The organism is Actinacidiphila sp. bgisy160, from assembly GCF_057707815.1.
On sequence record NZ_JBYIQW010000016.1, the window covers coordinates 111,569 to 133,440 of the forward strand.

Annotated in this window: 21 protein-coding genes; 17 read left to right on the forward strand and 4 right to left on the reverse strand. The window is 72.3% G+C overall.

Features of this window, described 5'->3' with window-relative positions; translation table 11 throughout:
* Positions 1-56: 56 nt before the first annotated feature.
* Complete coding sequence (locus AC3EUJ_RS16050) at positions 57-833, reverse strand: enoyl-CoA hydratase/isomerase family protein (RefSeq protein ID WP_431961895.1); 777 nt, start codon at positions 831-833, stop codon at positions 57-59.
* Between the two features lie 150 nt (positions 834-983).
* On the opposite strand from AC3EUJ_RS16050, the gene AC3EUJ_RS16055 reads away from it, so the two are divergent.
* On the forward strand, positions 984-1,592 hold the full coding sequence (locus AC3EUJ_RS16055) for an HdeD family acid-resistance protein (protein WP_431961896.1): 609 nt from the start codon (positions 984-986) through the stop codon (positions 1,590-1,592).
* A gap of 210 nt (positions 1,593-1,802) precedes the next feature.
* Complete coding sequence (locus AC3EUJ_RS16060; RefSeq protein ID WP_431961897.1) at positions 1,803-2,294, forward strand: ATP-binding protein; 492 nt, start codon at positions 1,803-1,805, stop codon at positions 2,292-2,294.
* 62 nt (positions 2,295-2,356) lie between these two features.
* Here the strand turns inward: AC3EUJ_RS16060 and idi are convergent, their stop codons facing one another.
* The 3 genes from idi to galE form a co-directional block, all read right to left on the reverse strand.
* Positions 2,357-2,965 carry an isopentenyl-diphosphate Delta-isomerase gene (gene idi / locus AC3EUJ_RS16065; RefSeq protein WP_431961898.1) on the reverse strand — a complete coding sequence of 203 codons (609 nt, stop codon included), beginning with the start codon at positions 2,963-2,965 and terminating at the stop codon, positions 2,357-2,359.
* 112 nt (positions 2,966-3,077) lie between these two features.
* On the reverse strand, positions 3,078-4,034 hold the full coding sequence (locus tag AC3EUJ_RS16070; protein WP_431961899.1) for a cation diffusion facilitator family transporter: 957 nt from the start codon (positions 4,032-4,034) through the stop codon (positions 3,078-3,080).
* A 174-nt stretch (positions 4,035-4,208) separates the two neighbouring features.
* Positions 4,209-5,195 (reverse strand): UDP-glucose 4-epimerase GalE, encoded by a 987-nt coding sequence (gene galE / locus AC3EUJ_RS16075; RefSeq protein ID WP_431961900.1) that lies wholly within the window; start codon positions 5,193-5,195, stop codon positions 4,209-4,211.
* A gap of 471 nt (positions 5,196-5,666) precedes the next feature.
* Between galE and AC3EUJ_RS16080 the strand changes: the two genes are divergently transcribed.
* The 15 genes from AC3EUJ_RS16080 to AC3EUJ_RS16150 all read left to right on the forward strand — a co-directional run.
* The gene (locus AC3EUJ_RS16080; RefSeq protein ID WP_431961916.1) at positions 5,667-7,442 is read left to right on the forward strand and encodes a DUF5941 domain-containing protein; all 1,776 of its coding nucleotides are present in this window, start codon (positions 5,667-5,669) and stop codon (positions 7,440-7,442) included.
* The gene (locus AC3EUJ_RS16085) at positions 7,439-8,188 is read left to right on the forward strand and encodes a phosphocholine cytidylyltransferase family protein (protein WP_431961901.1); all 750 of its coding nucleotides are present in this window, start codon (positions 7,439-7,441) and stop codon (positions 8,186-8,188) included. The genes AC3EUJ_RS16080 and AC3EUJ_RS16085 overlap by 4 nt, the downstream gene beginning before the upstream one ends.
* On the forward strand, positions 8,176-9,237 hold the full coding sequence (locus tag AC3EUJ_RS16090) for an iron-containing alcohol dehydrogenase family protein (protein WP_431961902.1): 1,062 nt from the start codon (positions 8,176-8,178) through the stop codon (positions 9,235-9,237). Before AC3EUJ_RS16085 ends, AC3EUJ_RS16090 begins: the two co-directional genes overlap by 13 nt.
* Positions 9,215-10,000: a CDP-alcohol phosphatidyltransferase family protein gene (locus AC3EUJ_RS16095; RefSeq protein WP_431961903.1), complete on the forward strand. Its 786-nt coding sequence runs from the start codon at positions 9,215-9,217 to the stop codon at positions 9,998-10,000. The genes AC3EUJ_RS16090 and AC3EUJ_RS16095 overlap by 23 nt, the downstream gene beginning before the upstream one ends.
* Before the next feature lie 53 nt (positions 10,001-10,053).
* A complete protein-coding gene (locus AC3EUJ_RS16100; RefSeq protein WP_431961917.1) occupies positions 10,054-10,899 on the forward strand; it encodes a glycosyltransferase family 2 protein in 846 nt (281 codons plus the stop codon).
* A gap of 72 nt (positions 10,900-10,971) precedes the next feature.
* Complete coding sequence (locus AC3EUJ_RS16105) at positions 10,972-11,886, forward strand: ABC transporter permease (RefSeq protein ID WP_431961904.1); 915 nt, start codon at positions 10,972-10,974, stop codon at positions 11,884-11,886.
* Complete coding sequence (locus AC3EUJ_RS16110; RefSeq protein ID WP_431961905.1) at positions 11,879-12,670, forward strand: ABC transporter ATP-binding protein; 792 nt, start codon at positions 11,879-11,881, stop codon at positions 12,668-12,670. The genes AC3EUJ_RS16105 and AC3EUJ_RS16110 overlap by 8 nt, the downstream gene beginning before the upstream one ends.
* 617 nt (positions 12,671-13,287) lie before the next feature.
* Positions 13,288-14,217, forward strand: a complete 930-nt coding sequence (hpnC, locus tag AC3EUJ_RS16115) for a squalene synthase HpnC (protein ID WP_431961906.1) — start codon at positions 13,288-13,290, stop codon at positions 14,215-14,217.
* A 26-nt stretch (positions 14,218-14,243) separates the two neighbouring features.
* Positions 14,244-15,152 (forward strand): presqualene diphosphate synthase HpnD, encoded by a 909-nt coding sequence (gene hpnD, locus AC3EUJ_RS16120; protein WP_488180960.1) that lies wholly within the window; start codon positions 14,244-14,246, stop codon positions 15,150-15,152.
* Positions 15,153-15,338: 186 nt separating this feature from the next.
* A complete protein-coding gene (gene hpnE, locus AC3EUJ_RS16125) occupies positions 15,339-16,784 on the forward strand; it encodes a hydroxysqualene dehydroxylase HpnE (RefSeq protein WP_431961908.1) in 1,446 nt (481 codons plus the stop codon).
* Complete coding sequence (locus tag AC3EUJ_RS16130; RefSeq protein WP_431961909.1) at positions 16,781-17,902, forward strand: polyprenyl synthetase family protein; 1,122 nt, start codon at positions 16,781-16,783, stop codon at positions 17,900-17,902. Before hpnE ends, AC3EUJ_RS16130 begins: the two co-directional genes overlap by 4 nt.
* Positions 17,903-18,000: 98 nt before the next feature.
* The gene (shc, locus tag AC3EUJ_RS16135; RefSeq protein ID WP_431961910.1) at positions 18,001-20,028 is read left to right on the forward strand and encodes a squalene--hopene cyclase; all 2,028 of its coding nucleotides are present in this window, start codon (positions 18,001-18,003) and stop codon (positions 20,026-20,028) included.
* Positions 20,028-20,630 (forward strand): phosphorylase family protein, encoded by a 603-nt coding sequence (locus tag AC3EUJ_RS16140; RefSeq protein ID WP_431961911.1) that lies wholly within the window; start codon positions 20,028-20,030, stop codon positions 20,628-20,630. Before shc ends, AC3EUJ_RS16140 begins: the two co-directional genes overlap by 1 nt.
* Positions 20,631-20,635: 5 nt before the next feature.
* Positions 20,636-21,664 (forward strand): adenosyl-hopene transferase HpnH, encoded by a 1,029-nt coding sequence (hpnH, locus tag AC3EUJ_RS16145; protein WP_431961912.1) that lies wholly within the window; start codon positions 20,636-20,638, stop codon positions 21,662-21,664.
* Between the two features lie 7 nt (positions 21,665-21,671).
* Positions 21,672-21,872, forward strand: a 201-nt coding sequence (locus tag AC3EUJ_RS16150; RefSeq protein WP_431961913.1) for a flavodoxin-dependent (E)-4-hydroxy-3-methylbut-2-enyl-diphosphate synthase, incomplete at its 3' end; no start/stop codon positions are given.

Below are 21,872 nucleotides of genomic sequence, written 5' to 3' on the forward strand. Positions count from 1 at the left end.
CCGGCACCGGGCGCGGCACCAGGCTGTAGTCGTGGACGATGCCCTGGCGGCGCTCGCTACCGCCCCACCGTCCAGGTGAAGCGGGGCTCGCGGCGCTCCAGGAACGCGGTCACACCCTCCGCCGTCTCGTCGCTGCCGTCCGCCTGGCGGGCCCAGTGCCCGACCCGCGCCGGGTCGAGTTCGGGCGCGGCGAACTCCTTGGCCGCCGCCTGCGTCAGCAGCGACCGCGAGGCCAGCACCCCGGCGAACTCCTCGACCCGCTTGTCCAGTTCGTCCTCCGCCAGCACCTCGTCCACCAGCCCGGTCCGCAGCGCCCGTTCGTGGCCGATCAGCTCCGCGGAGAACAGCAGGTGCTTCGCCGCCGACGGGCCGACCAGCCCCATCAGCCGCCGGGTGGAGGACGCCGGGTAGACGATGCCCAGCCGCGCCGGGGTGACCCCGAAGCGGGCGCCCTCCGCGGCGAACCGCAGGTCGCAGGCGGCCGCGAGCTGGCAGCCGCCGCCCACGCAGAAGCCGCGGATCGCGGCGAGCGTCGGTTTGGGGAACGCCGCGAGCGCCTCCTCCGCCTCCACGGCCGCGCCCTGCGCCGCACCGGAACCGCTCGCCGGATCGCGCAGGTCGCAGATGTCGGCGCCGGCGCAGAAGGTACCGCCGGCACCGGTGAGCACCAGGACGCGGACGGCGGGGTCCGCGGCGAGGCCGCCGAGCAGGCCGGGCAGCTCCCGCCACATCGCCACGGTCATCGCGTTGCGCTTGGCCGGATTGCTGATCGTCACGGTTGCGGTGGCGCCCACCGTGTCCACCACGAGGCCGGGCCCGGACGGCTCGGACATGTCCGCATCCCTCATCTCGTCGTCGTCCCGGCTGCCGGAGATCGCGAAGGCCGCCGGACCGGGATCCTATCCCGGTCCGTGCCGCGGCAAATCGGGTATATGGGCAGTAGCTCCCGAGTGGCTCCCGACGAGCGCAAGGAGGCGGCGGCCATGGCCCCGTTCAAGGGACGCAAGAGGCACCCGAAGCCCCCGGAGGCCGGGATCAAGCGCAGCCTCGGCTGGGTCGCCGCCCTCGGGGCGGTCCTCGTCGTGGGCGGCCTGGTCGGGTTGTTCTACGTGGGCTTCGCCACCATCACCTCGATGCTGCTCTTCGGCTGGCTGCTGCTGGCCGGCGGCGTCGTCGGCCTGGTCCAGGCGGTGCAGAACCGCGACACGAGCTTCTTCTGGCTCGCCCTGGTCGTCGCGGCCCTCTACATCGCCGCCGGGGTGGTGGTGATCCGCAACCCCGAGCAGACGGCGGCCGCACTCACCATGTTCGCGGCGCTGCTCTTCCTGACCGGCGGGATCTTCCGTCTCTTCGGCGGCATGGTGGTGCGCGGACCGCACATGGTGTGGACGCTCATCCAGGGCGCGATCGGCATCCTGCTGGCGATCCTGGTCCTCGGGAACTGGCCGGAGAGCAGCCTCTACGTCATCGGCGCCTTCTTCTCGCTGGCGCTGCTCTTCGACGGACTGGGACTGCTCGGCGCCGGCCTCGGCGGCCGCCGGATCGTCGGAATGGTCGCCGATGCCCGGGACGCCCCGCTGACGCGTCAGTGAACCGGCACCGCCAGATCAGTAGGGCTCACGGGCCTGGCACGTCCGATCGCCTTGAGTCGGCAGCGATCGAAAGGTGCGGATTTGCGGTCAGCGGCTCGGGGCGGGGCCGTCGGCTGCCGACACTCGATCCGTGAGGCGGATCTCGCCGCCGCCGTGGGCGGCCCAGCGGGGCCGCGGGTGCATCGCGCGAATGCGAGGGTGAAGACCGCCATGGACGTACGCGGGAGCGTCCCGCCCCCCGACCCGGTGCCCCCGATGGCGCCGGATGTCCCGCGCCCGTACGAGGGCGTGTGGCGTTTCACCGCCCCCGCGCTGGACTCCTCGGTGCCGCAGGCCCGGCACGCCGTGCGGGAGCTGGTCGTCCGCCAGGGCGTGCCGGTCAGCGAGGAACTGCTGCACGGCCTGCTGCTGATCGTCTCCGAGCTGGTCACCAACGCGGTGCGGCACGCCGCGCTGCTGTCGCCGGAGATCGCCGTGGAGTTCGCCGTCGGCGTGGACTGGGTCCGGGTGGCCGTCGAGGACAACCATCCGTACCGGCCCAAGGCCCTCCAGGTCGACGACGCCGACACCGGCGGGCGCGGTCTCCTGCTGGTCAAGACGGTCACCGCCGAGGCCGGCGGGATGTGCGACGTCCAGCAGACCACGACCGGCGGCAAGGTCATCTGGGCCGCGCTGCCGCTGCCGCCCGGCCTGGTGCGCTGACCCCACTGACCCCACTGACCCCAACTGATCCCACTGACCCCGCCGGGCGCGCGGCGGCCGCGTTACCAGCCCGCGTCGCCGGTCAGCTCGCGCACGGCGGGCAGCGCGGCCCCGAGCACGGTCGGGAACCAGGCGGAGAACGGCCCGGAGGCACGGAGCGCGGCGAGCTCGGTGGGCGACACGAAAGCGGTCTCGCCGATCTCCTCCGGATCCGGGTCCAGCGGCGCGGTCACCAGGCCGACGAAGAGGTGGTTGTACTCCTGCTCGACCAGCCCCGACGCCGGGTCCGGGTGGTTGTAGCGGACCGTGCCGGCCTCCCGCATCAGCGCGGGTGCCACGCCGAGCTCCTCGGCGGTGCGGCGCGCGGCGGCGACGAAGGGCGCTTCGCCCGGGTAGGGGTGGCCGCAGCAGGTGTTCGACCACACACCCGGGGAGTGGTACTTGCCCGCCGCGCGGCGCTGCAGCAGCAGCCTGCCCTCGCCGTCGAAGAGGAAGACCGAGAACGCCCGATGGAGCCGCCCCGGCGGCAGGTGGGCCGACAGCTTCTCCGCGGTACCGATCGTCACACCGGTCTCGTCGACCAGCTCGAGGAGGATCGGCGCCGGGGCACCGTTTGAAGAGGGGTCCGCGGCGGGTGTGCGGGGCCGGCCGGCGGCGGGGCTCGTGGGCATGGCCATCCTTTGCTTCGACGACAAGACCTCAGTCTGCCTCACGCGGGGACGCGCGACGTGGTTGCAGGGCGTTCCCGTCCCGTGACACTGCGTCGCACGGCGCGGCGTGCCGTCAGTGACACAGACGCGCCTCGTGCTCCGCGTGTCCCACCGGCTCCAGCTGGAAGGTGCAGTGCTCCACGTCGAAGTGGGTGCCGAGACAGCCCTGCAGGTCGTGCAGCATCTTCTCGTGGCCGACCGCGTCGAGGACGTCCCGGCTCACCACGACGTGCGCGGAGAGCACCGGCATTCCCGAGGTGATCGTCCACACGTGGAGGTCGTGCAGCCCGGCCACCCCGGGCAGCGCCAGGATGTGCGCGCGTACGTCGGCCATGTCCACGTCCTTGGGCGCGGCCTCCAGCAGGACGTCGATCGCCTCGCGCAGCAGCTTCCACGTCCGCGGGACGATCATCAGGCCGATCAGGAGCGAGGCGACCGGGTCCGCCTGCCGCCAGCCGGTCGCCAGGATCACCAGCGCCGCCACGACCACGGCCAGCGAGCCCAGCGCGTCCGCCATCACCTCCAGGAAGGCGCCCCGGACGTTGAGGCTCTCGCGCTGCCCGCGCATCAGCAGCAGCAGGGACACCGAGTTCGCCACGAGGCCGATCGCGCCGAAGACGACGGTGAGCCCGCCGTCGACCTCGGTGGGCGTGATCAGCCGGCGGACCGCCTCGTAGAAGATGAAGGCGCCCACGCCGAACAGCAGCACCGCGTTGGCCACCGCCGACAGGATCTCGGCGCGTGCCAGCCCGAAAGTGCGGCGCTCGCTCGGCGGGCGGTTGGCGAAGTGGATGGCCACCAGCGCCATCCCCAGGCCCGCCGCGTCGGTCGCCATGTGCCCGGCGTCCGCGAGCAGGGCGAGCGATCCGGTGAGCGCGCTGCCCGTGACCTCCGCGACCAGGATCAGCAGCGTGATGCCGAGCGCCATGCGCAGCCGTCCGCGGTACGCGGCGGCCGCCGTGCCCGCCGGTACGGACCCCGGACCGTGCGAGTGGCCGTGTCCGTGTCCGTGCGCGTGCCCTGCGCCCATCGCCCGACACTCCCGTCCGTCGCCCTCCGCGCGACGGCGTGCCCGCGCGCGGAGAGCGGCGAGCCCAGTGAACAACGGTCACCTTCCGTGGGCAACTCGCCGACGGCGACCGCTGTCGTGACCCGGTGACCTGCGGCGATGGGGCCCGCGCCGGCCGTGGGGAAACGCCGGTGGTCAGGCGCCCCGCGCCTGCGGGTGGTTCAGGCACCAGCCCTCCCACGCGGACTCCACCATCTCGCGGACGCCGCGGGTCGCCGTCCAGCCCAGCTCCCGGCGGATCAGCTCGGACGAGGCGACCACGCTCGCCGGGTCGCCCGCGCGCCGCGGCAGGACCAGCGGCTCGACGTCCTTGCGGCCCGTGACCTCCAGGATGACGTCGATCAGCTCCCGGACGGAGACGCCCTCGCCGCGTCCGATGTTCACCGTCAGGTCGGCCCCGCCGTCCCGCTCGCCGACCCAGCGGGCCGCCGCGAGGTGGGCGTCGGCGAGGTCCTCGACGTGGATGTAGTCGCGCACGCACGTGCCGTCGGGGGTGGGGTAGTCGTCCCCGAAGATCTGCGGGGCCTCGCCGCGGGTCAGCTTGTCGAAGACCATCGGGACGATGTTGAACACCCCGGTGTCGGCGAGCCGGGGCTCGGCAGCCCCCGCGACGTTGAAGTAGCGCAGGCAGGCGGTGGAGATCCCGTGCGCCCGCCCGGCCGCGCGGACCAGCCACTCGCCGGCCAGCTTGGTCTCGCCGTACGGGCTCAGCGGCAGGCAGGGCGTGGACTCGGTCACCAGCGGTACGTCGGGCAGGCCGTACACGGCGGCGGAGGAGGAGAAGACGAAGCGGCCGATCCCCGCGTCCGCCACGGCCTCCAGCAGCGTGCCGAGGCCGCCGAGGTTCTCCCGGTAGTAGCGCAGCGGCTGCTCCACCGACTCCCCGACCTGCTTCCTGGCGGCCAGGTGCACCACGCCCGTGACGCCGTGCTCCGCGATCGCGCGGTCCAGCACGGCGCGGTCCATGACGGAGCCGGTCACCACGGGGACGTCCGCGGGCACCCTGGCCGGCACACCGGCCGAGCCGTCGTCGAGCACGACCACACGCTCGCCCGCGCGGCCCATCGCCCGCACCACGTGAGATCCGATGAAGCCTGCCCCGCCGGTGATCAACCATGCCATGGCGCCACCCTAGTGGCTCCGCTCGGGAGCCAGGGAGCACCGACCTGCTCCCCGCGAGGTCACCGCGGCGCCGGTTCCCGGGAGGGTGCCGCACGCCGGCGGCGGACGACCGTCCCGAGGCGACGCCGAGGCGGAGCAGCCGCGGCACCCGGCGGCCGCCCCGTGACGTCCCGGCCCACCACCTTCCTCAGCCGGTTCGCATGCCACCCAGCGCCCCTCCCGTCACAGGGCTCCGGCACCCTCCGTGAGCCGCCTGGTACGGGGCGTACCGGACGGTTGTCGATGCTTGCCCGATCGACCATGATGATCACGCCCAGCGGCCCGCTGCAGGGGGAACGGCCGGTGAACGGAGCCTTCCGGGAATCCGATAGCCTCTGCCGACACGGCCCCCGCGCGGTGCGTCGCACCCCGCGGCGACGGCGTCCCCGGAAGGCGCCGAGCACGCACGCATGTTCAGGGAGATGAGTCCTTCTGTCGACCGCCATCCTCACCGGTCCGCCGGTCGCGATGTCGCCGATCGAGGGCGACCTGCGGAACCTCGGCTTCGAGGTCGTCACCGCGAAGGACGCCGCCTCGCTCGCCACCTGTCTTCGGGCCGTCCCGCCGGGCGAGCGCGTCGCCGTGGTCGACCCGCGCTTCGTCGGGCACCGGCACGCACTGCGGCTCGGGCTGACCGACCCCCGCTTCGACGCCTCAACTGTGCCGGGCGCCGTCTCGGTGCGCCCCGACGCCCGCGCCGCCCTGGTGCGGGCCGTCGCGGAGACCGGTGTGGAAGGCGAGGGGGAGACCCTCGCCGACCGGCTCGCCGGGCGCATGGAGAAGGACGGCGTGCCCGTGCACCGTCCCGAGCTCGGCGTCCTGGTCGCGACCGTGCCGGCCGACGTCACCGGGCGCGCGGACGCCGAGGCGGCCGTCGCCGCCGTCGACGACGAGGCGGTGCGGCTGCGCAGCGCCGTGAAGTCCCGCGACGGCTTCTTCACCACGTTCTTCATCAGCCCCTACTCCCGCTACATCGCGCGCTGGTGCGCCCGCCGCGGGCTCACGCCCAACCAGGTCACCACCGCCTCGCTGCTGGTGGCCCTGGTCGCGGCCGCGTGCGCGGCCACCGGGACCCGGCCGGGATTCGTGGCCGCGGGCGTGTTGCTGCTCGCGTCCTTCGTCCTGGACTGCACCGACGGCCAGCTGGCCCGCTACTCGCTGCGGTACTCCACGCTCGGCGCCTGGTTGGACGCCACCTTCGACCGCGCCAAGGAGTACGCCTACTACGCCGGTCTCGCGCTCGGCGCCGCCCGCGGCGGCGACGACGTCTGGGCGCTGGCGCTCGGGGCGATGGTGCTGCAGACCTGCCGCCACGTCGTGGACTTCGCCTTCGCCGAGACCGCCCGGGACGCCGGCACCGGCACCGGCGCCGGCGCGCTGTCCCAGCGGCTCGACCACGTCGGCTGGACGGTGTGGCTGCGCCGCATGATCGTGCTTCCGATCGGCGAACGCTGGGCGCTGATCGCGGTGCTCACCGCGGCGACCACGCCGCGCATCACCTTCACCGTGCTCATCGCCGCCTCCGCGCTCGCCGCCTGCTACACCACGGCGGGCCGGGTGCTGCGTTCGGTGCGGGGCCGGATGGCCGGCGGCGACACCGCCGCCCGGGCCCTGGCGGATCTGTCCGACACCGGCCCGCTCGGCGAGGGACTCACCCGCCTGTTCCGGGGCCGCGGGGTTCCCGCCGCCGCGGTGCTGGGCGCGGCGGTGATGACAACCACGTCGATCCTCGCCCCGGTGGGCAGCTGGTGGCCGTTCGCCGCCGCCTGCTGCTACGCCGTGACCTCGGCCCTGGCCGTCGCCAGGCCGCTCAAGGGAGCCCTCGACTGGCTCGTGCCGCCGGTGTTCCGCGCGGCCGAGTACGGAACCGTCCTGGCGCTGGCCGCTGTCTCCGACGTCAACGGAGCGTTGCCCGCGGCTTTCGGACTGGTGGCCGCGGTCGCCTACCATCACTACGACACGGTGTACCGCATCCGCGGCGGGACCGGGGCGCCCCCGCGGGCCCTGGTGCGCGCGACCGGCGGCCACGAGGGCCGGGTACTGCTGGTCTCCGCGGGGGCTGCGGCCCTGGCGGGCACCACGGGTCTCACCGTGGGGCTGACCGTCCTGGCCGTCGTGCTGGCGGTGGTGGTCCTGACCGAGAGCATCGGCTTCTGGGTGTCCTCGCAGGCACCCGCTGTACACGACGAAACTGGAGGACCTGCATGATCGGCCTCGTGCTGGCGGCCGGCGCCGGACGGCGACTGCGCCCCTACACCGACACCCTGCCGAAGGCCCTGGTGCCGGTGGACCCGGCGGGCGCGGGCACCACGACCGTCCTGGACCTCACCCTGGGCAACTTCGCCGAGGTCGGCCTGACCGAGGCCGCCATCGTCGTGGGCTACCGCAAGGAGGCCGTCCACGAGCGGCAGGCCGCCCTGGAGGCCAAGTACGGTCTGAAGCTCCACCTCGTCGAGAACGACAAGGCCGAGGAGTGGAACAACGCCTACTCCCTGTGGTGCGCCCGTGACGTCATCAAGGAAGGCGTCATCCTCGCCAACGGCGACACCGTGCACCCGGTCTCCGTCGAGAAGACCCTGCTCGCCGCCCGCGGCGACGGGCAGCGGATCATCCTCGCCCTCGACACGGTCAAGCAGCTCGCCGACGAGGAGATGAAGGTCATCACCGCTGACGGCAAGGGCGTCCAGCGGATCACCAAGCTGATGGACCCGGCGTCCGCGACCGGCGAGTACATCGGCGTCACACTCATCGAGAGCGAGGCCGCCGCAGACCTGGCCGACGCCCTGAAGGCCACTTTCGAGCGCGACCCGCAGCTGTACTACGAGGACGGCTACCAGGAGCTGGTCAACCGCGGCTTCCAGGTCGACGTCGCTCCCATCGGTGACGTGTCCTGGGTCGAGATCGACAACCACGACGACCTGAACCGTGCCCGGGAGATCGCGTGCCGGTACTGACGAGGCTCATCCCCTCGCCGGTCGTCGTCGACATCCGTGCCGGGGCCCTGGACGACCTGGCAGCCGTCCTCGCCGACCAGCGCATCTCCAGTTCCGGCAGGCTGGCCTTCGCGGTCAGCGGCGGCTCGGGCGCGCTGCTGCGTGAGCGGCTGGCCCCCGCGCTGCCCGGCGCCGACTGGTACGAGGTGGCCGGGGGCACCATCGACGGAGCGGTCAAGCTCGCCGACGCCATGCGCGGCAGCCGCTACGACGCGGTGGTCGGGCTCGGCGGCGGGAAGATCATCGACGCCGCCAAGTACGCCGCGGCGCGGGTCGGCCTGCCACTGGTGGCGGTGGCGACGAACCTGGCGCACGACGGGCTGTGCTCGCCGGTGTCCACCCTGGACAACGACAACGGTCGCGGCTCCTACGGCGTGCCGAGCCCCATCGCGATGGTCATCGACCTCGACGTGATCCGCGAGGCCCCCGTGCGGTTCGTGCGTTCCGGGATCGGGGACGCGATCTCGAACATCTCCTGCATCGCGGACTGGGAGCTGTCGCACCGCGAGACCGGCGAGCCGATCGACGGGCTGGCCGCCGCCATGGCGCGTACCGCCGGCGAGTCGGTGCTCCGGCACCCCGGCGGCACGGGCGAGGACGAGTTCCTGACCGTGCTGGCCGAGGCGCTGGTGCTCACCGGCATCGCGATGTCGATCAGCGGCGACAGCCGCCCCGCCTCCGGGGCGTGCCATGAGATCAGCCACGCGATCGACCTGCTGTACCCCAAGCGGGCCGCGGCCCACGGTGAGCAGGTCGGCATCGGTGCCGCCTTCGCGATGTTCCTGCGCGGTGCCAAGGAGGAGGCCGGTCTTTTCGCCGAGGTGCTGCACCGCCACGGTTTGCCCACCACTCCGGGCGATATCGGCTTCACCGAGGCCGAGTTCGTCAAAGCCGTTGAATACGCTCCGCAGACCCGCCCCGGGCGCTACACGATCCTGGAGCACTTGGAGCTGTCCACCGAACAGATCAGGGACGCGTACGCCGACTATGCCAAAACCATCGGTAGCTGAGCTGCGGCCGGTCGTTCACCCCGCGGGGCTGAAGGACCGGCGCAGCGGTGAGCACTGGGCCGGCCGCATCTACATGCGGGAGATCTCACTGCGCTGGACGAGGCATCTCGTCAACAGCCGCGTGACGCCCAATCAACTCACGTACCTCATGATCGTCGCCGGTGTGGCGGCCGGCGCGGCGCTGCTCGTGCCCGGCCTGGCCGGCGCCGTGGCCGGCGCGCTGCTCATCCAGCTGTACCTGCTGCTGGACTGCGTGGACGGCGAGGTGGCCCGCTGGCGCAAGCAGACCTCGATCACCGGCGTCTACCTCGACCGGGTGGGGCACTACCTGTCCGAGGCGGCGCTGCTGGTCGGCTTCGGGCTGCGGGCGGCCGACCTCTTCCACCGCGACGGCACCGGCACCCAGTGGGGCTGGGCCTTCCTCGGGACGCTGGCCGCGCTCGGCGCCATCCTGATCAAGGCGGAGACGGATCTGGTCGACGTGGCCCGCTCGCGCAGCGGCCTGCCCGCCGTCCAGGACGAGGCCTCCGTGCCCCGCTCCTCCGGGCTGGCGCTGGCCCGCAAGGCCGCCGCCGCGCTGAAGTTCCACCGGCTGGTGGGCGGCGTGGAGGCATCACTGCTGATCCTCGCCGCCGGCGTCGCGGACTCCTTCCACGGCGACCTGCTGTTCACCCGTATCGCCGTCTGCCTCCTGGCCGCGATCGCCGTGCTGCAGACGCTGCTGCACCTGGTGTCGATCCTCGCGTCGAGCAGGCTGAGGTGAGCGCCGTGGGGACGTCGGCCGGGACGATCCGCCTCGGCGCGGTGATCATCACCATGGGCAACCGCCCCGAGGAGCTGCGCGACCTGCTGGACTCGGTCGCCAAGCAGCGCGGCCCGGCGATCGAGATCGCCGTGGTCGGCAACGGTTCGCCGCTGCCCGAACTGCCCGCCGGGGTGCGGTCCGTCGAACTGCCCGAGAACCTGGGCATCCCCGGCGGCCGCAACGTCGGCATCGAGGCCTTCGGCCCCGGTGGCAGCGAGGTGGACGTCCTGCTCTTCCTGGACGACGACGGGCTGCTGCCGAACGAGGACACCGGGGAGCTGGTCCGCGAGGCCTTCGCCGCGGACCCCCGGCTCGGCATCGTCAGCTTCCGGATCGCCGACCCGGAGTCCGGGACCACCCAGCGCCGCCACGTCCCCCGGCTGCGGGCCTCCGACCCCCTGCGCTCCTCGCGCGTCACCACCTTCCTCGGCGGTGCCAACGCGGTGCGCACGCAGGTCTTCCGGGAGGTGGGCGGTCTGCCCGACGAGTTCTTCTACGCCCATGAGGAGACCGACCTCGCCTGGCGGGCCCTCGACGCGGGCTGGATGATCGACTACCGCGCCGACATGGTGCTGTTCCACCCGCTGACCGCCCCGTCCCGGCACGCGGTCTACCACCGTATGGTGGCCCGCAACCGCGTGTGGCTGGCCCGCCGCAACCTCCCGTGGGCGCTGGTCCCCGTCTACCTCGGCGTGTGGATGCTGCTGACCCTGCTGCGCAGGCCCTCGGGCCCCGCGCTGAGAGCCTGGTTCAGCGGTTTCAAGGAGGGCTGGACGACGCCGAGCGGCCCGCGCCAGCCCATGCGGTGGCGGACCGTGTGGCGTCTCGCCCGACTGGGCCGGCCCCCCATCATCTGACAAGCTCGGACGAGAGTGACCCCGCGCGACGGGCCCGGCCCGCGGCGCGCCAAGAGGACGAAAGTGTCAACTGTGAGCGAGACAACGCACGACGGTGCGGTCGCCGTGGGCCCGGTGCCCCCGGCGGGCACGCCGTCCCAGCTGGCGGCCCGGTACGGTCTGTCCGTCAGCGGCGCGCGCCCGGGTCTTGCCGAGTACGTACGGCAGCTGTGGGGCCGCCGCCACTTCATCTCGGCGTTCGCCCGGGCCCGCGTGTCGGCGCAGTACACCCAGGCCCGGCTGGGCCAGTTGTGGCAGGTGCTGACCCCGCTGCTCAACGCGGCCGTGTACTACTTCATCTTCGGCCTGCTGCTGGGCACCGACCGCGGCGTGGACAACTTCATCGCCTTCCTGGTCACCGGTGTCTTCATCTTCACCTTCACCCAGTCCTCGGTGCTGGCGGGGGTGCGTGCCGTCTCGGGCAACCTCGGGCTGATCCGCGCGCTGCACTTCCCACGCGCGAGCCTGCCGATCGCGTTCACCCTGGTCCAGCTGCAGCAGCTGCTGATGTCGATGTTCGTGCTGCTGGCGATCGTGCTGATGACCGGTGAGGTGCCCGGGCCTTCGTGGCTGCTGGTCGCGCCCGCGCTCGTCCTGCAATGCGTGTTCAACGCGGGCCTGGCCCTGGTGATGGCCCGGCTGGGCAGCAAGATGACCGACCTCGCGCAGCTGATGCCGTTCATCCTGCGGACCTGGATGTACGCCTCCGGCGTCATGTACAGCATCAGCCACTTCGCGGCGCACGCGCCGGCGGCGGTCAAGATCCTTCTGGACGTCAACCCCGCGGCGGTCTACATCGACCTCATGCGCTTCGCGCTGATCGACAGCTTCACCTCCGAGCAGCTGCCCCCGCACGTGTGGGCGCTGGCCCTGGGCTGGGCCGTGATCATGGGCATCGGGGGCTTCGTGTACTTCTGGAAGGCCGAGGAGAGGTACGGCCGTGGCTGAGCACATCGACACCGCCGCGGGCGGCGAGCGCATCCCCACCGTGATCGTGGACGACCTGCACATCGTGTACCGGGTGCACGGCGCCGGCTCCAGCAAGGGAAGCGCCGTCGGCGCCCTGTCCCGCCTGGTCACCGGCAGGGGCAACCCGAACGTCCGCATGGTGCACGCGGTGCGCGGTGTGAGCTTCACCGCCTACCGGGGTGAGTCCATCGGGCTCATCGGCTCCAACGGCTCGGGCAAGTCCACCCTGCTCAAGGCGGTCGCGGGCCTGCTGCCCGCGGAGAGCGGCAAGGTGTACACCCAGGGGCAGCCCTCGCTGCTCGGCGTGAACGCCGCGCTGATGAACGACCTGACCGGCGAGCGCAACGTCATGCTCGGCGGTCTCGCGATGGGCATGTCGCAGGAAGAGGTCAGGCAGCGCTACGACTCGATCGTCGACTTCTCCGGCATCAACGAGAAGGGCGACTTCATCTCGCTCCCGATGCGGACCTACTCCTCCGGCATGGCGGCCCGCCTGCGCTTCTCGATCGCCGCGGCCAAGAGCCACGACGTCCTGATGATCGACGAGGCGCTGGCGACCGGTGACAACCGGTTCCGCAAGCGCTCCGAGGCGCGGATCCGCGAGCTGCGCAAGGAGGCCGGCACGGTCTTCCTGGTCAGCCACAACAACAAGTCGATCCGCGACACCTGCGACCGCGTCCTGTGGCTGGAGAAGGGCGAGCTGCGCATGGACGGTCCGACGGACGAGGTGCTCAAGGCGTACGAGGAGTTCACCGCGAAGTGAACCCGCAGGCCGGCCCGCGCTCCCTGACCGGGGGCGCGGGCCGGCGCACGCCTGCGGGCCGGGACGTGCCCGCAGGCGCCCCGGTGCTCGCCCGGCTGGGCGGTGCGCCGAACTCTCCCTCTTCCACGCCGTGTTCGGCCGCGCTCGTCCCCGGCCGCGACGACGGCCGTCCGTCTGCCGCGCCGCCCCTCCTCCCGCACGCCGTCCGTGCCTCCGCACGGATACGCCAAGTGAGTGGGCGCGCGCCCGGCGTGTCCGGGCCGTGCGGACTGCGGGGCGAATGGGGCTGATGATTTTCCCGGGATTTTGCGAGACACCGGGGACGGGAACCCGCGGTTTGTGCGTTCCTGCTTTCGGATCGACATCGGTCCGCCCCCCGGCGCACGCCGGAGCGGATCCGCGCCGTAAGCTGTAGCGGTACTCAATCGCCGGATCTCGGGCGATACGTCCGGAGAGTCGGTTCGAGTGCCGGGACGGCCGGGAGCAGGAATTATAGGAGCGGCGTGTCCGAAATTGGGTGTAATGGGCTATCGGTGTAGAACGGGGGATGTGACGGCAATGGCTCTGTGGACCCCTGGGGAGAAAGCACCCACCGCCCGCACACCGGGACGTCCACGGTGACCGGTCTCAAGCCCGAGGCGCGGGCTGTCACGGCGCCGGACCCCCATTCACGTGCCGTCCTCGACAAGGCGGCCCGCGAGAACTTCCCCGTCGCACCCTTCTTCGTACCCCGCTCCTGGCGCGCCGACCTGATGGCCGTCTACGGCTTCGCCCGGCTCGTCGACGACATCGGCGACGGTGACCTGGCCGACGGCGGCCGCACGGACGCCGTACGCCTGGGACTGCCCGCGGAGGCGGCGGGGGACCGCCTCGCCATGCTCGACGCCTTCGAGGCCGACCTGCGCCGGGTCTTCGACGCGGGCCCCGACGACGTCCGCCACCCTCTGCTGCGCGCGCTGCTGCCCACCGTCCGGCGGCACGGCCTGACGCCCGCGCCCTTCCAGGGCCTGGTCGAGGCCAACCGCCAGGACCAGGTGGTCCGCCGCTACGCCACCTACGAGGACCTCCTCGCCTACTGCGAGCTGTCGGCCAACCCGGTCGGCCGGCTCGTGCTCGGCATCACCGGCACCGCCACGCCCGAGCGGATCCGCCGTTCGGACGCGATCTGCACCGCGCTGCAGATCATCGAGCACCTCCAGGACGTGACCGAGGACCTCGGCCGCGACCGTATCTACCTGCCCGCCGAGGACATGAAGCGCTTCGGCGTCACCGAAACCGATCTCACCGCCGCGACCGCGGGCGCACAGGTGCGCGCACTCGTTGCGTACGAAGCGGAACGCGCCCGAGACCTCCTGAATGAAGGCACCCCCTTGGTGGGTAGCGTCCACGGCAGGCTCAGGCTGTTGCTCGCCGGGTTCGCCGGAGGAGGCCGCGCCGCCTTGCGGGCGATCGCGGACGCGGGGTACGACGTGCTGCCGGGTCCGCCGAAGGCGGGCAAGTTCAGCCTGCTGCGCGAGGTGGGGTCGACATTGCGAAGAGAGGGGTGAGCCGGACTGTGAACGGCTCCGATCGCATGTCCGGACCGGTGCTCGCGGCCTACCGCTACTGCGAGGTCGTCACCGGCCACGAGGCCCGGAACTTCGCCTACGGCATCCGGCTGCTGCCCACCCCCAAGCGGCAGGCCATGTCCGCCCTGTACGCCTTCTCCCGGCGGGTGGACGACATCGGCGACGGCGACCTCGAACTCCCCGAGAAGCAGCGGCGGCTGGACGGGACCCGGGCCCTGCTCACCCGGATCCGGGAGGGCGTCGTCACCGACGACGACACCGACCCGGTGGCCGTCGCGCTCGCCGACGCCGCCCGCCGCTTCCCGATCCCCCTCGGCGGGCTCGAGGAGCTGATCGACGGCGTGCAGATGGACCTGCGCGGTGACACCTACGAGACCTGGGAGGATCTCGCGTCCTACTGCCGGTGCGTCGCCGGGGCCATCGGCCGGCTCTCGCTCGGTGTCTTCGGCACCCTGCCCGGCGCGCCCGGCCGGGAGCGCGCCGCGGAGTACGCGGACACCCTTGGGCTCGCCCTGCAACTCACCAACATCCTGCGGGACCTGCGTGAGGACGCCTCCAACGGACGCGTCTACCTGCCCGCCGACGACCTCGCGAAATTCGGCTGTTCCGACGGGTTCCTCACCGACACCCCGCCGCCGGGGTCCGACTTCGCGGGCCTGGTCGAGTTCGAGGTGAAGCGGGCCCGCGCGCTGTTCGCCGAGGGGTACCAGCTGCTGCCCATGCTGGACCGCCGCAGCGGTGCCTGCGTCTCCGCCATGGCCGGCATCTACCGCCGCCTTCTGGAGCGCATCGCCGCCGATCCCGAGGCCGTCCTGCGCGGCCGGGTCTCGCTGCCCGGTCATCAGAAGGCGTATGTCGCGGCGCGCGGCCTCGCCGGTCTCGACGCCCGACGTGCCGCCAGGGGGCGCGTGTGACACCCGCCCCATCGGCCGTGGGCCTCTTCCTCCGCACCGGCAAAAGCACCGCAACCGGCACGGGAGCGGCAGCGTCACGGAAAAGCGCCGTTTTCCGCCGCCGTGAGGCAACCGCGGTCATGCCGGAGGCGTCACTGTCGGCAACGGTGCGCCGCTCCGCGCGCGGCGGCACCCGGGGGAGGACGCATGGCTGAGCGCACTGCCGTCGTGATCGGCGGCGGGCTCGCGGGCACGACGGCGGCACTGGCCCTGGCCGACGCCGGACTGCGCGTCACCCTGCTCGAGGCCCGGCCCCGGCTGGGCGGGCTCGCCTTCTCCTTCCGGCGCGGTGACCTGACCGTCGACAACGGCCAGCATGTCTTCCTGCGGTGCTGCGTCGCCTACCTGCGGTTCCTGGAGCGCATCGACGCGGCCGACCTGGTCACCCTCCAGGAGCGGCTCGACGTGCCGGTGCTCGACGTGGCCACCTCGCGGCCCAGGCTCGGCCGGCTGCGCCGCGCGGGGCTGCCCGTACCGCTGCACCTGGCCGCCAGTCTGGCCACCTATCCTCACCTGTCGCTGGCGGAGCGGGCGTCCGTCGGGCGGGCCGCGCTCGCGCTGCGCTCGCTCGACCCCGCCGACCCGGCGCTGGACGCCGTCGACTTCGGCAGCTGGCTGCGGGGGCGCGGCCAGTCGGCCCGCACCGTCGAGGCGCTGTGGGACCTGGTCGGCGTCGCGACGCTGAACGCCACGGCCGACGAGGCGTCACTGGGCCTGGCAGCCATGGTCTTCAAGACCGGGCTGCTCTCCGCGCCGGGCGCGGCGGACATCGGCTGGGCCGCCCGGCCGCTCGGCGAGCTGCACGACGACCGCGCCCGCACCGCCCTGGACAAGGCCGGCGTGCGGACGTTGCTGCGTGCCCGCGCCACCTCGCTCACCCGCACGGACGCACCCGAGCCGGTACGGTCCGCCGACGGCGGCCCGAGGGGCGACGGCCCGGTCTGGGAGGTCGAGGCCGAGACCGGACCCGGGCGCGCCGAGCGCTTCACGGCCGACACCGTCGTCCTGGCCGTGCCGCAGCACGAGGCCCACGGGCTGCTCCCCACCGGCGCCCTGGAGGACCAGGACGCGCTGCTGCGCATCGGCAACGCGCCGATCCTCAACGTGCACGTGGTGTACGACCGTCAGGTCCTGCGGCAACCCTTCTTCGCCGCCCTCGGCAGCCCTGTGCAGTGGGTCTTCGACCGCACGGAGCACTCCGGCCTGACCGGCGGCGGACAGTATGTCGCCCTGTCCCAGTCGGCGGCCCAGGAGGAGATCGACCTCCCCGTGGCCGAGCTGCGGGGGCGCTACCTGCCGGAGCTGGAGCGGCTGCTCCCGGCCGCGCGGGAAGCCGCCGTACGGGACTTCTTCGTCACCAGGGAACGGACCGCGACCTTCGCGCCCGCCCCCGGTGTCGGCGCCCTCCGCCCGGGACCTCGTACCCGCGCGCCGGGTGTCTGGCTCGCCGGCGCGTGGACCGCCACCGGTTGGCCCGCGACGATGGAAAGCGCGGTCCGCAGCGGTTTGCAAGCCTCCCGAGCAGCTTTGACCGCACTCCGCCATCCCTTCGACCCACGTACCTTCGCAATCGAAGGCCTGGAGCCGGTATGAGCATCACCAGTGCAATCAGAGGAGAGAATGTGACCGCTGGCAACGAGCAGATGACCGCGGGCGTCGACAGAGAGACCGTGGCCGCGCTGCTGGAGCGCGGCCGCGAGCTGTCCACGCCGGTGCTGCGCGCCGCCGTGGACCGCCTCGCACCCCCGATGGACACCGTCGCCGCCTACCACTTCGGCTGGATCGACGCCGCGGGCAACCCGTCCCACGGCGACAGCGGAAAGGCCGTACGCCCCGCACTCGCGCTGCTGTCCGCCGAGGCGGCGGGCGCCGCACCCGAGGTGGGAGTCCCCGGCGCGGTCGCCGTGGAGCTGGTGCACAACTTCTCGCTGTTGCACGACGACCTGATGGACGGTGACGAGCAGCGCCGCCACCGCGACACCGTGTGGAAGGTGCACGGCCCCGCCCAGGCCATCCTGGTCGGCGACGCGCTCTTCGCCCTCGCCAACGAGATCCTGCTGGAGCAGGGCACCGTCGAGGCCGGCCGGGCCACCCGGCGCCTCACCACCGCCACCCGCAAGCTGATCGACGGTCAGGCCCAGGACATCTCCTTCGAGCACCGCGAGCGGGTCACCGTCGAGGAGTGCCTGGAGATGGAGGGCAACAAGACCGGCGCCCTCCTGGCCTGCGCCTGCTCCATTGGCGCGGTGCTCGGCGGCGCCTCCGAAGCCGACGCCGACGCCCTGGAGGAGTACGGCTACCACCTCGGCCTGGCGTTCCAGGCCATCGACGACCTGCTGGGCATCTGGGGCGACCCGGCCGCCACCGGCAAGCAGACCTGGAGCGACCTGCGCCAGCGGAAGAAGTCCCTGCCGGTGGTCGCGGCGCTGGCCGCGGGCGGCTCCGCCTCGCAGCGCCTCGCCGAACTCCTGGCAGCGGATGCGAAGGCCTCGGATTCATCCGACCGTAATGATATCGAGTCCTTCGACGAGGAAGAGTTCGCGACGAGGGCGGCGTTGATCGAGGAGGCCGGTGGCCGGGAGTGGACCTCCCGGGAAGCCCGCAGGCAGTACGCCACCGCGATCGCCGCACTCGACAAAATGGACATGCCGGGAGAAGTTCGCCGTAAGCTCGTGGGCCTGGCGGATTTCGTGGTGGTTCGCGAGAAGTAAGGACACAACTGGAGCGCAGTACGTCGCCGGCCGGGCGCGCGTGACGGCCGACGGCAGCCCCAACACCGCAGACAGAACGACTGTGCAAAGGGGAAGCCATGACAGCGACGACCGACGGCGGTTCCGGGGGCGAGGCGGCCCCCGGGACACCCTCGGCCAGAACGAAGGCCTCGGGCGCGATCCCGGAACCGGCATCAGCCGCCGAGCCCGGCGGGGACACCGGAACGACCGAGGAGCTCGCGGCCGAGGCCGCGCGCCGGGCAACCGGCCACCTGCTGGCGCGTCAGCATCCTGACGGCTGGTGGAAGGGCGACCTCGAGACCAACGTCACGATGGACGCCGAGGACCTGCTGCTCCGTCAGTTCCTCGGCATCCAGGACGAGCGGGTCACCGAGGCCGCCGCCCGCTGGATCAGGTCCCAGCAGCGCGACGACGGCGCCTGGCCCACCTTCCACGGCGGGCCCGGCGACATCTCGGCCACCGTCGAGGCCTACGTCGCGCTGCGGCTGGCCGGGGACGCCCCGGAGGAGCCGTGGATGGCCGCCGCGTCGGCCTTCGTCCGCGAGCAGGGGGGGATCGCGCGGTCGCGGGTCTTCACCCGGATCTGGCTCGCGCTGTTCGGCTGGTGGCGCTGGGAGGACCTCCCGGAGCTGCCCCCCGAGCTCATCTACCTGCCCAAGTGGGTTCCGCTCAACATCTACTCCTTCGCCAGCTGGGCCCGGCAGACCATCGTGCCGCTGACCATCGTCGGAGCCCACCGGCCGGTACGGCCCGCCCCGTTCACCCTCGACGAACTGCACACCGACCCCGCGCGGCCCAACCCGCCGGTCCCGCGGGCGCCGCTGTCCAGCTGGGACGGGTTCTTCCAGCGGGTCGACCGGGCCCTGCACGCCTACCGCAAGGTCAGCGTCCGTCCGCTGCGGCGGGCCGCGATGCGCTCGGCGGCGCGCTGGATCATCGAGCGCCAGGAGAACGACGGCTGCTTCGGCGGCATCCAGCCGCCCGCCGTGTACTCCGTCATCGCTCTCCACCTGCTCGGCTACGACCTCGACCACCCCGTACTGCGCGCCGGACTGAAGGCGCTGGACGAGTTCGCGGTCTGGCCGGACAAGGACACACGGATGATCGAGGCCTGCCAGTCCCCGGTCTGGGACACCTGCCTGGCGACCATCGCGCTGGCCGACGCGGGCGTCCCCGCCGACCACCCGGCACTGGTCAAGGCGGCGGAATGGATGCTGGGGGAGCAGATCACCAAGTCCGGCGACTGGGCCGTGCAGCGGCCCGGCCTGCCCTCCGGCGGCTGGGCGTTCGAGTTCCAGAACGACACCTACCCGGACATCGACGACACCGCGGAAGTGGTCCTCGCCCTGCTCAGGGTCGACCACCCGGACCCGGAACGGCTGAAAGCCTCGGTCGACCGCGGGGTCCGCTGGAACGTGGGGATGCAGTCGAAGAACGGCGCCTGGGGCGCCTTCGACGCCGACAACACCAGCGCCTTCCCCAACCGGCTGCCCTTCTGCGACTTCGGCGAGGTCATCGACCCGCCGTCGGCCGACGTCACGGCCCACGTGGTCGAGATGCTGGCCGCCCTCGGTCTGGAGCACGACCCGCACACCCGGCGCGGCATCGACTGGCTGCTCGCCGAACAGGAGCGCAACGGTGCCTGGTTCGGCCGCTGGGGCGTCAACTACATCTACGGCACCGGATCGGTGGTCCCGGCCCTCGTGGCGGCCGGGCTGCCGGCGTCCCACCCCGCGATCCGGCGGGCGGTGGGCTGGCTGGAGTCCGTGCAGAACGAGGACGGCGGCTGGGGCGAGGACCTGCGCTCGTACTCCTCCGACGAGTGGATCGGCCGCGGCGAGTCGACCGCCTCCCAGACGGCCTGGGCCCTGCTGGCCCTGCTGGCGGCCGGCGAGCGCGACGGCGAGGCCGTGGAGCGCGGGGTGCGCTGGCTGGCCCGGACCCAGAACGAGGACGGGTCCTGGGACGAGCCGTACTTCACCGGCACCGGCTTCCCCCGGGACTTCTCCATCAACTACCACCTCTACCGGATGGTCTTCCCGCTCACCGCCCTCGGGCGCTACGTGCGCGGCGAGCCGTTCGGCGGGCTACGGAAGGGGGCCTGATGGGGCCGTCCGGCCCACCTCTGCTCATCGTCTGCGCGCTGCGGGTGGAACGCTTCGCCCTGCGCGGCGGCGACCGCAGCCACGCCGCCGGCCCGGTCGCCTTCGTGCGCACGGGCATGGGGCCGCAGGCCGCGGAACGCGCCGTCACCGCCGCGCTGCGCGACCCCGTCCTGGACACCGCCGCGGTCCTCACCACCGGCTTCTGCGCCGGGCTCGCCCCCGGGATGCGGCCGGGCGACGTGGTCGTCGCCGACGAGCCGCATGACGGGGAATCACTCGCCGCCGCCCTCAAGGCGGCGGGACACACCGTGCACGTGGGCCGGCTCGCCGAGTCGGACCACGTCGTACGCGGCCCGGAGCGCGCGGCGCTCCGGGCCACCGGTGCCGTCGCCGTCGACATGGAGTCGGCGGCGATGATGCGGGCCGCGCTCGCCCGGGGTCCACGCCCGGTCGCCGCGGCCCGCGTGGTCGTCGACACGCCCGAGTTCGAGCTCGTGCGGGTCGGCACGCTCCGCACGGGGATCACCGCTTTCCGCGTGCTGAGGGACCTTCTTCCTGCCTTTCTCGATTGGCACCGCTCTACCGCGCTCCCCTGGAGGTGAGCTAGATGGCCATGCCACTCCGACAGTCCATCAGGGTCGGCACCTACCTCTTCGAACAGAAAATGCTCCGCAGGCGCGAGAAGTTCCCGCTCATCGTCGAACTCGAGCCACTTTTCGCGTGCAATCTGAAATGCGAGGGCTGCGGAAAGATCCAGCACCCGGCGGGCGTGCTGAAGCAGCGCATGCCGGTGGCACAGGCCGTGGGCGCCGTCCTGGAATCGGGCGCGCCGATGGTGTCGATCGCCGGCGGCGAACCGCTGATGCACCCCCAGATCGACGAGATCGTGCGGCAGCTGGTGGCCAAGCGGAAGTACGTCTTCCTCTGCACCAACGCCATGCTGCTGCGCAAGAAGATGGACAAGTTCACCCCTTCGCCCTACTTCGCCTTCGCCGTGCACATCGACGGACTGCGCGAGCGGCACGACGAGTCGGTCGCCAAGGAGGGCGTCTTCGACGAGGCGGTGGAGGCGATCAAGGAGGCCAAGCGGCGCGGGTTCCGGGTCACCACCAATTCGACCTTCTTCAACACCGACACCCCGCAGACCATCATCGAGGTGCTCAACTTCCTCAATGACGACCTGCAGGTCGACGAGATGATGATCTCGCCGGCGTACGCCTACGAGAAGGCTCCCGACCAGGAGCACTTCCTGGGCGTGGAGCAGACGCGCGAATTGTTCAAGAAGGCCTTCTCGGGCGGCAACCGCAAGAAGTGGCGGCTCAACCACAGCCCCCTCTTCCTGGACTTCCTCGAAGGCAAGGTCGACTTCCCCTGCACCGCCTGGGCGATCCCCAACTACTCCCTGTTCGGCTGGCAGCGCCCCTGCTACCTGATGAGCGACGGCTACGTGACCACGTACAAGGAGCTCGTCGAGGAAACCGACTGGAGCAAGTACGGCCGCGGCAAGGACCCGCGTTGCGCCAACTGCATGGCGCACTGCGGGTACGAGCCGACCGCCGTCCTGGCCACGATGACCTCCCTCAAGGAGTCCATCAGGGCGACCCGGGAGACCGTCACCGGCAACCGCGGGAAGTGACGTCGCGATGACAGCTGTCGAGCCCGTGTCGCTCGGCCTGCCCTCCGTACCGGCCCGACCGCTCGCGGAGCGCCGCCGTTCGCGGCGCATCCAGGTCGGGCCGGTGGCGGTGGGCGGCGACGCCCCCGTCTCGGTCCAGTCCATGACGACCACGCTGACCGCCGACGTCAACGCGACCCTTCAGCAGATCGCCGAACTGACGGCGGCG

What these genes read in the sequence shown, in the direction of transcription:
- AC3EUJ_RS16095 (WP_431961903.1), top strand. Translation starts at nt 9,215, where the DNA reads ATGCCAAAACCATCGGTAGCTGAGCTGCGGCCGGTCGTTCACCCCGCG.
- AC3EUJ_RS16100 (WP_431961917.1), top strand. Translation starts at nt 10,054, where the DNA reads ATGGGCAACCGCCCCGAGGAGCTGCGCGACCTGCTGGACTCGGTCGCC.
- hpnE (WP_431961908.1), top strand. Translation starts at nt 15,339, where the DNA reads ATGGCTGAGCGCACTGCCGTCGTGATCGGCGGCGGGCTCGCGGGCACG.
- shc (WP_431961910.1), top strand. Translation starts at nt 18,001, where the DNA reads ATGACAGCGACGACCGACGGCGGTTCCGGGGGCGAGGCGGCCCCCGGG.
- AC3EUJ_RS16055 (WP_431961896.1), top strand. Translation starts at nt 984, where the DNA reads ATGGCCCCGTTCAAGGGACGCAAGAGGCACCCGAAGCCCCCGGAGGCC.
- AC3EUJ_RS16085 (WP_431961901.1), top strand. Translation starts at nt 7,439, where the DNA reads ATGATCGGCCTCGTGCTGGCGGCCGGCGCCGGACGGCGACTGCGCCCC.
- hpnD (WP_488180960.1), top strand. Translation starts at nt 14,244, where the DNA reads ATGTCCGGACCGGTGCTCGCGGCCTACCGCTACTGCGAGGTCGTCACC.
- AC3EUJ_RS16130 (WP_431961909.1), top strand. Translation starts at nt 16,781, where the DNA reads ATGAGCATCACCAGTGCAATCAGAGGAGAGAATGTGACCGCTGGCAAC.
- galE (WP_431961900.1), bottom strand. Translation starts at nt 5,195, where the DNA reads ATGGCATGGTTGATCACCGGCGGGGCAGGCTTCATCGGATCTCACGTG.
- AC3EUJ_RS16140 (WP_431961911.1), top strand. Translation starts at nt 20,028, where the DNA reads ATGGGGCCGTCCGGCCCACCTCTGCTCATCGTCTGCGCGCTGCGGGTG.
- AC3EUJ_RS16070 (WP_431961899.1), bottom strand. Translation starts at nt 4,034, where the DNA reads ATGGGCGCAGGGCACGCGCACGGACACGGACACGGCCACTCGCACGGT.
- idi (WP_431961898.1), bottom strand. Translation starts at nt 2,965, where the DNA reads ATGCCCACGAGCCCCGCCGCCGGCCGGCCCCGCACACCCGCCGCGGAC.
- hpnH (WP_431961912.1), top strand. Translation starts at nt 20,636, where the DNA reads ATGGCCATGCCACTCCGACAGTCCATCAGGGTCGGCACCTACCTCTTC.
- AC3EUJ_RS16060 (WP_431961897.1), top strand. Translation starts at nt 1,803, where the DNA reads ATGGACGTACGCGGGAGCGTCCCGCCCCCCGACCCGGTGCCCCCGATG.
- AC3EUJ_RS16050 (WP_431961895.1), bottom strand. Translation starts at nt 833, where the DNA reads ATGTCCGAGCCGTCCGGGCCCGGCCTCGTGGTGGACACGGTGGGCGCC.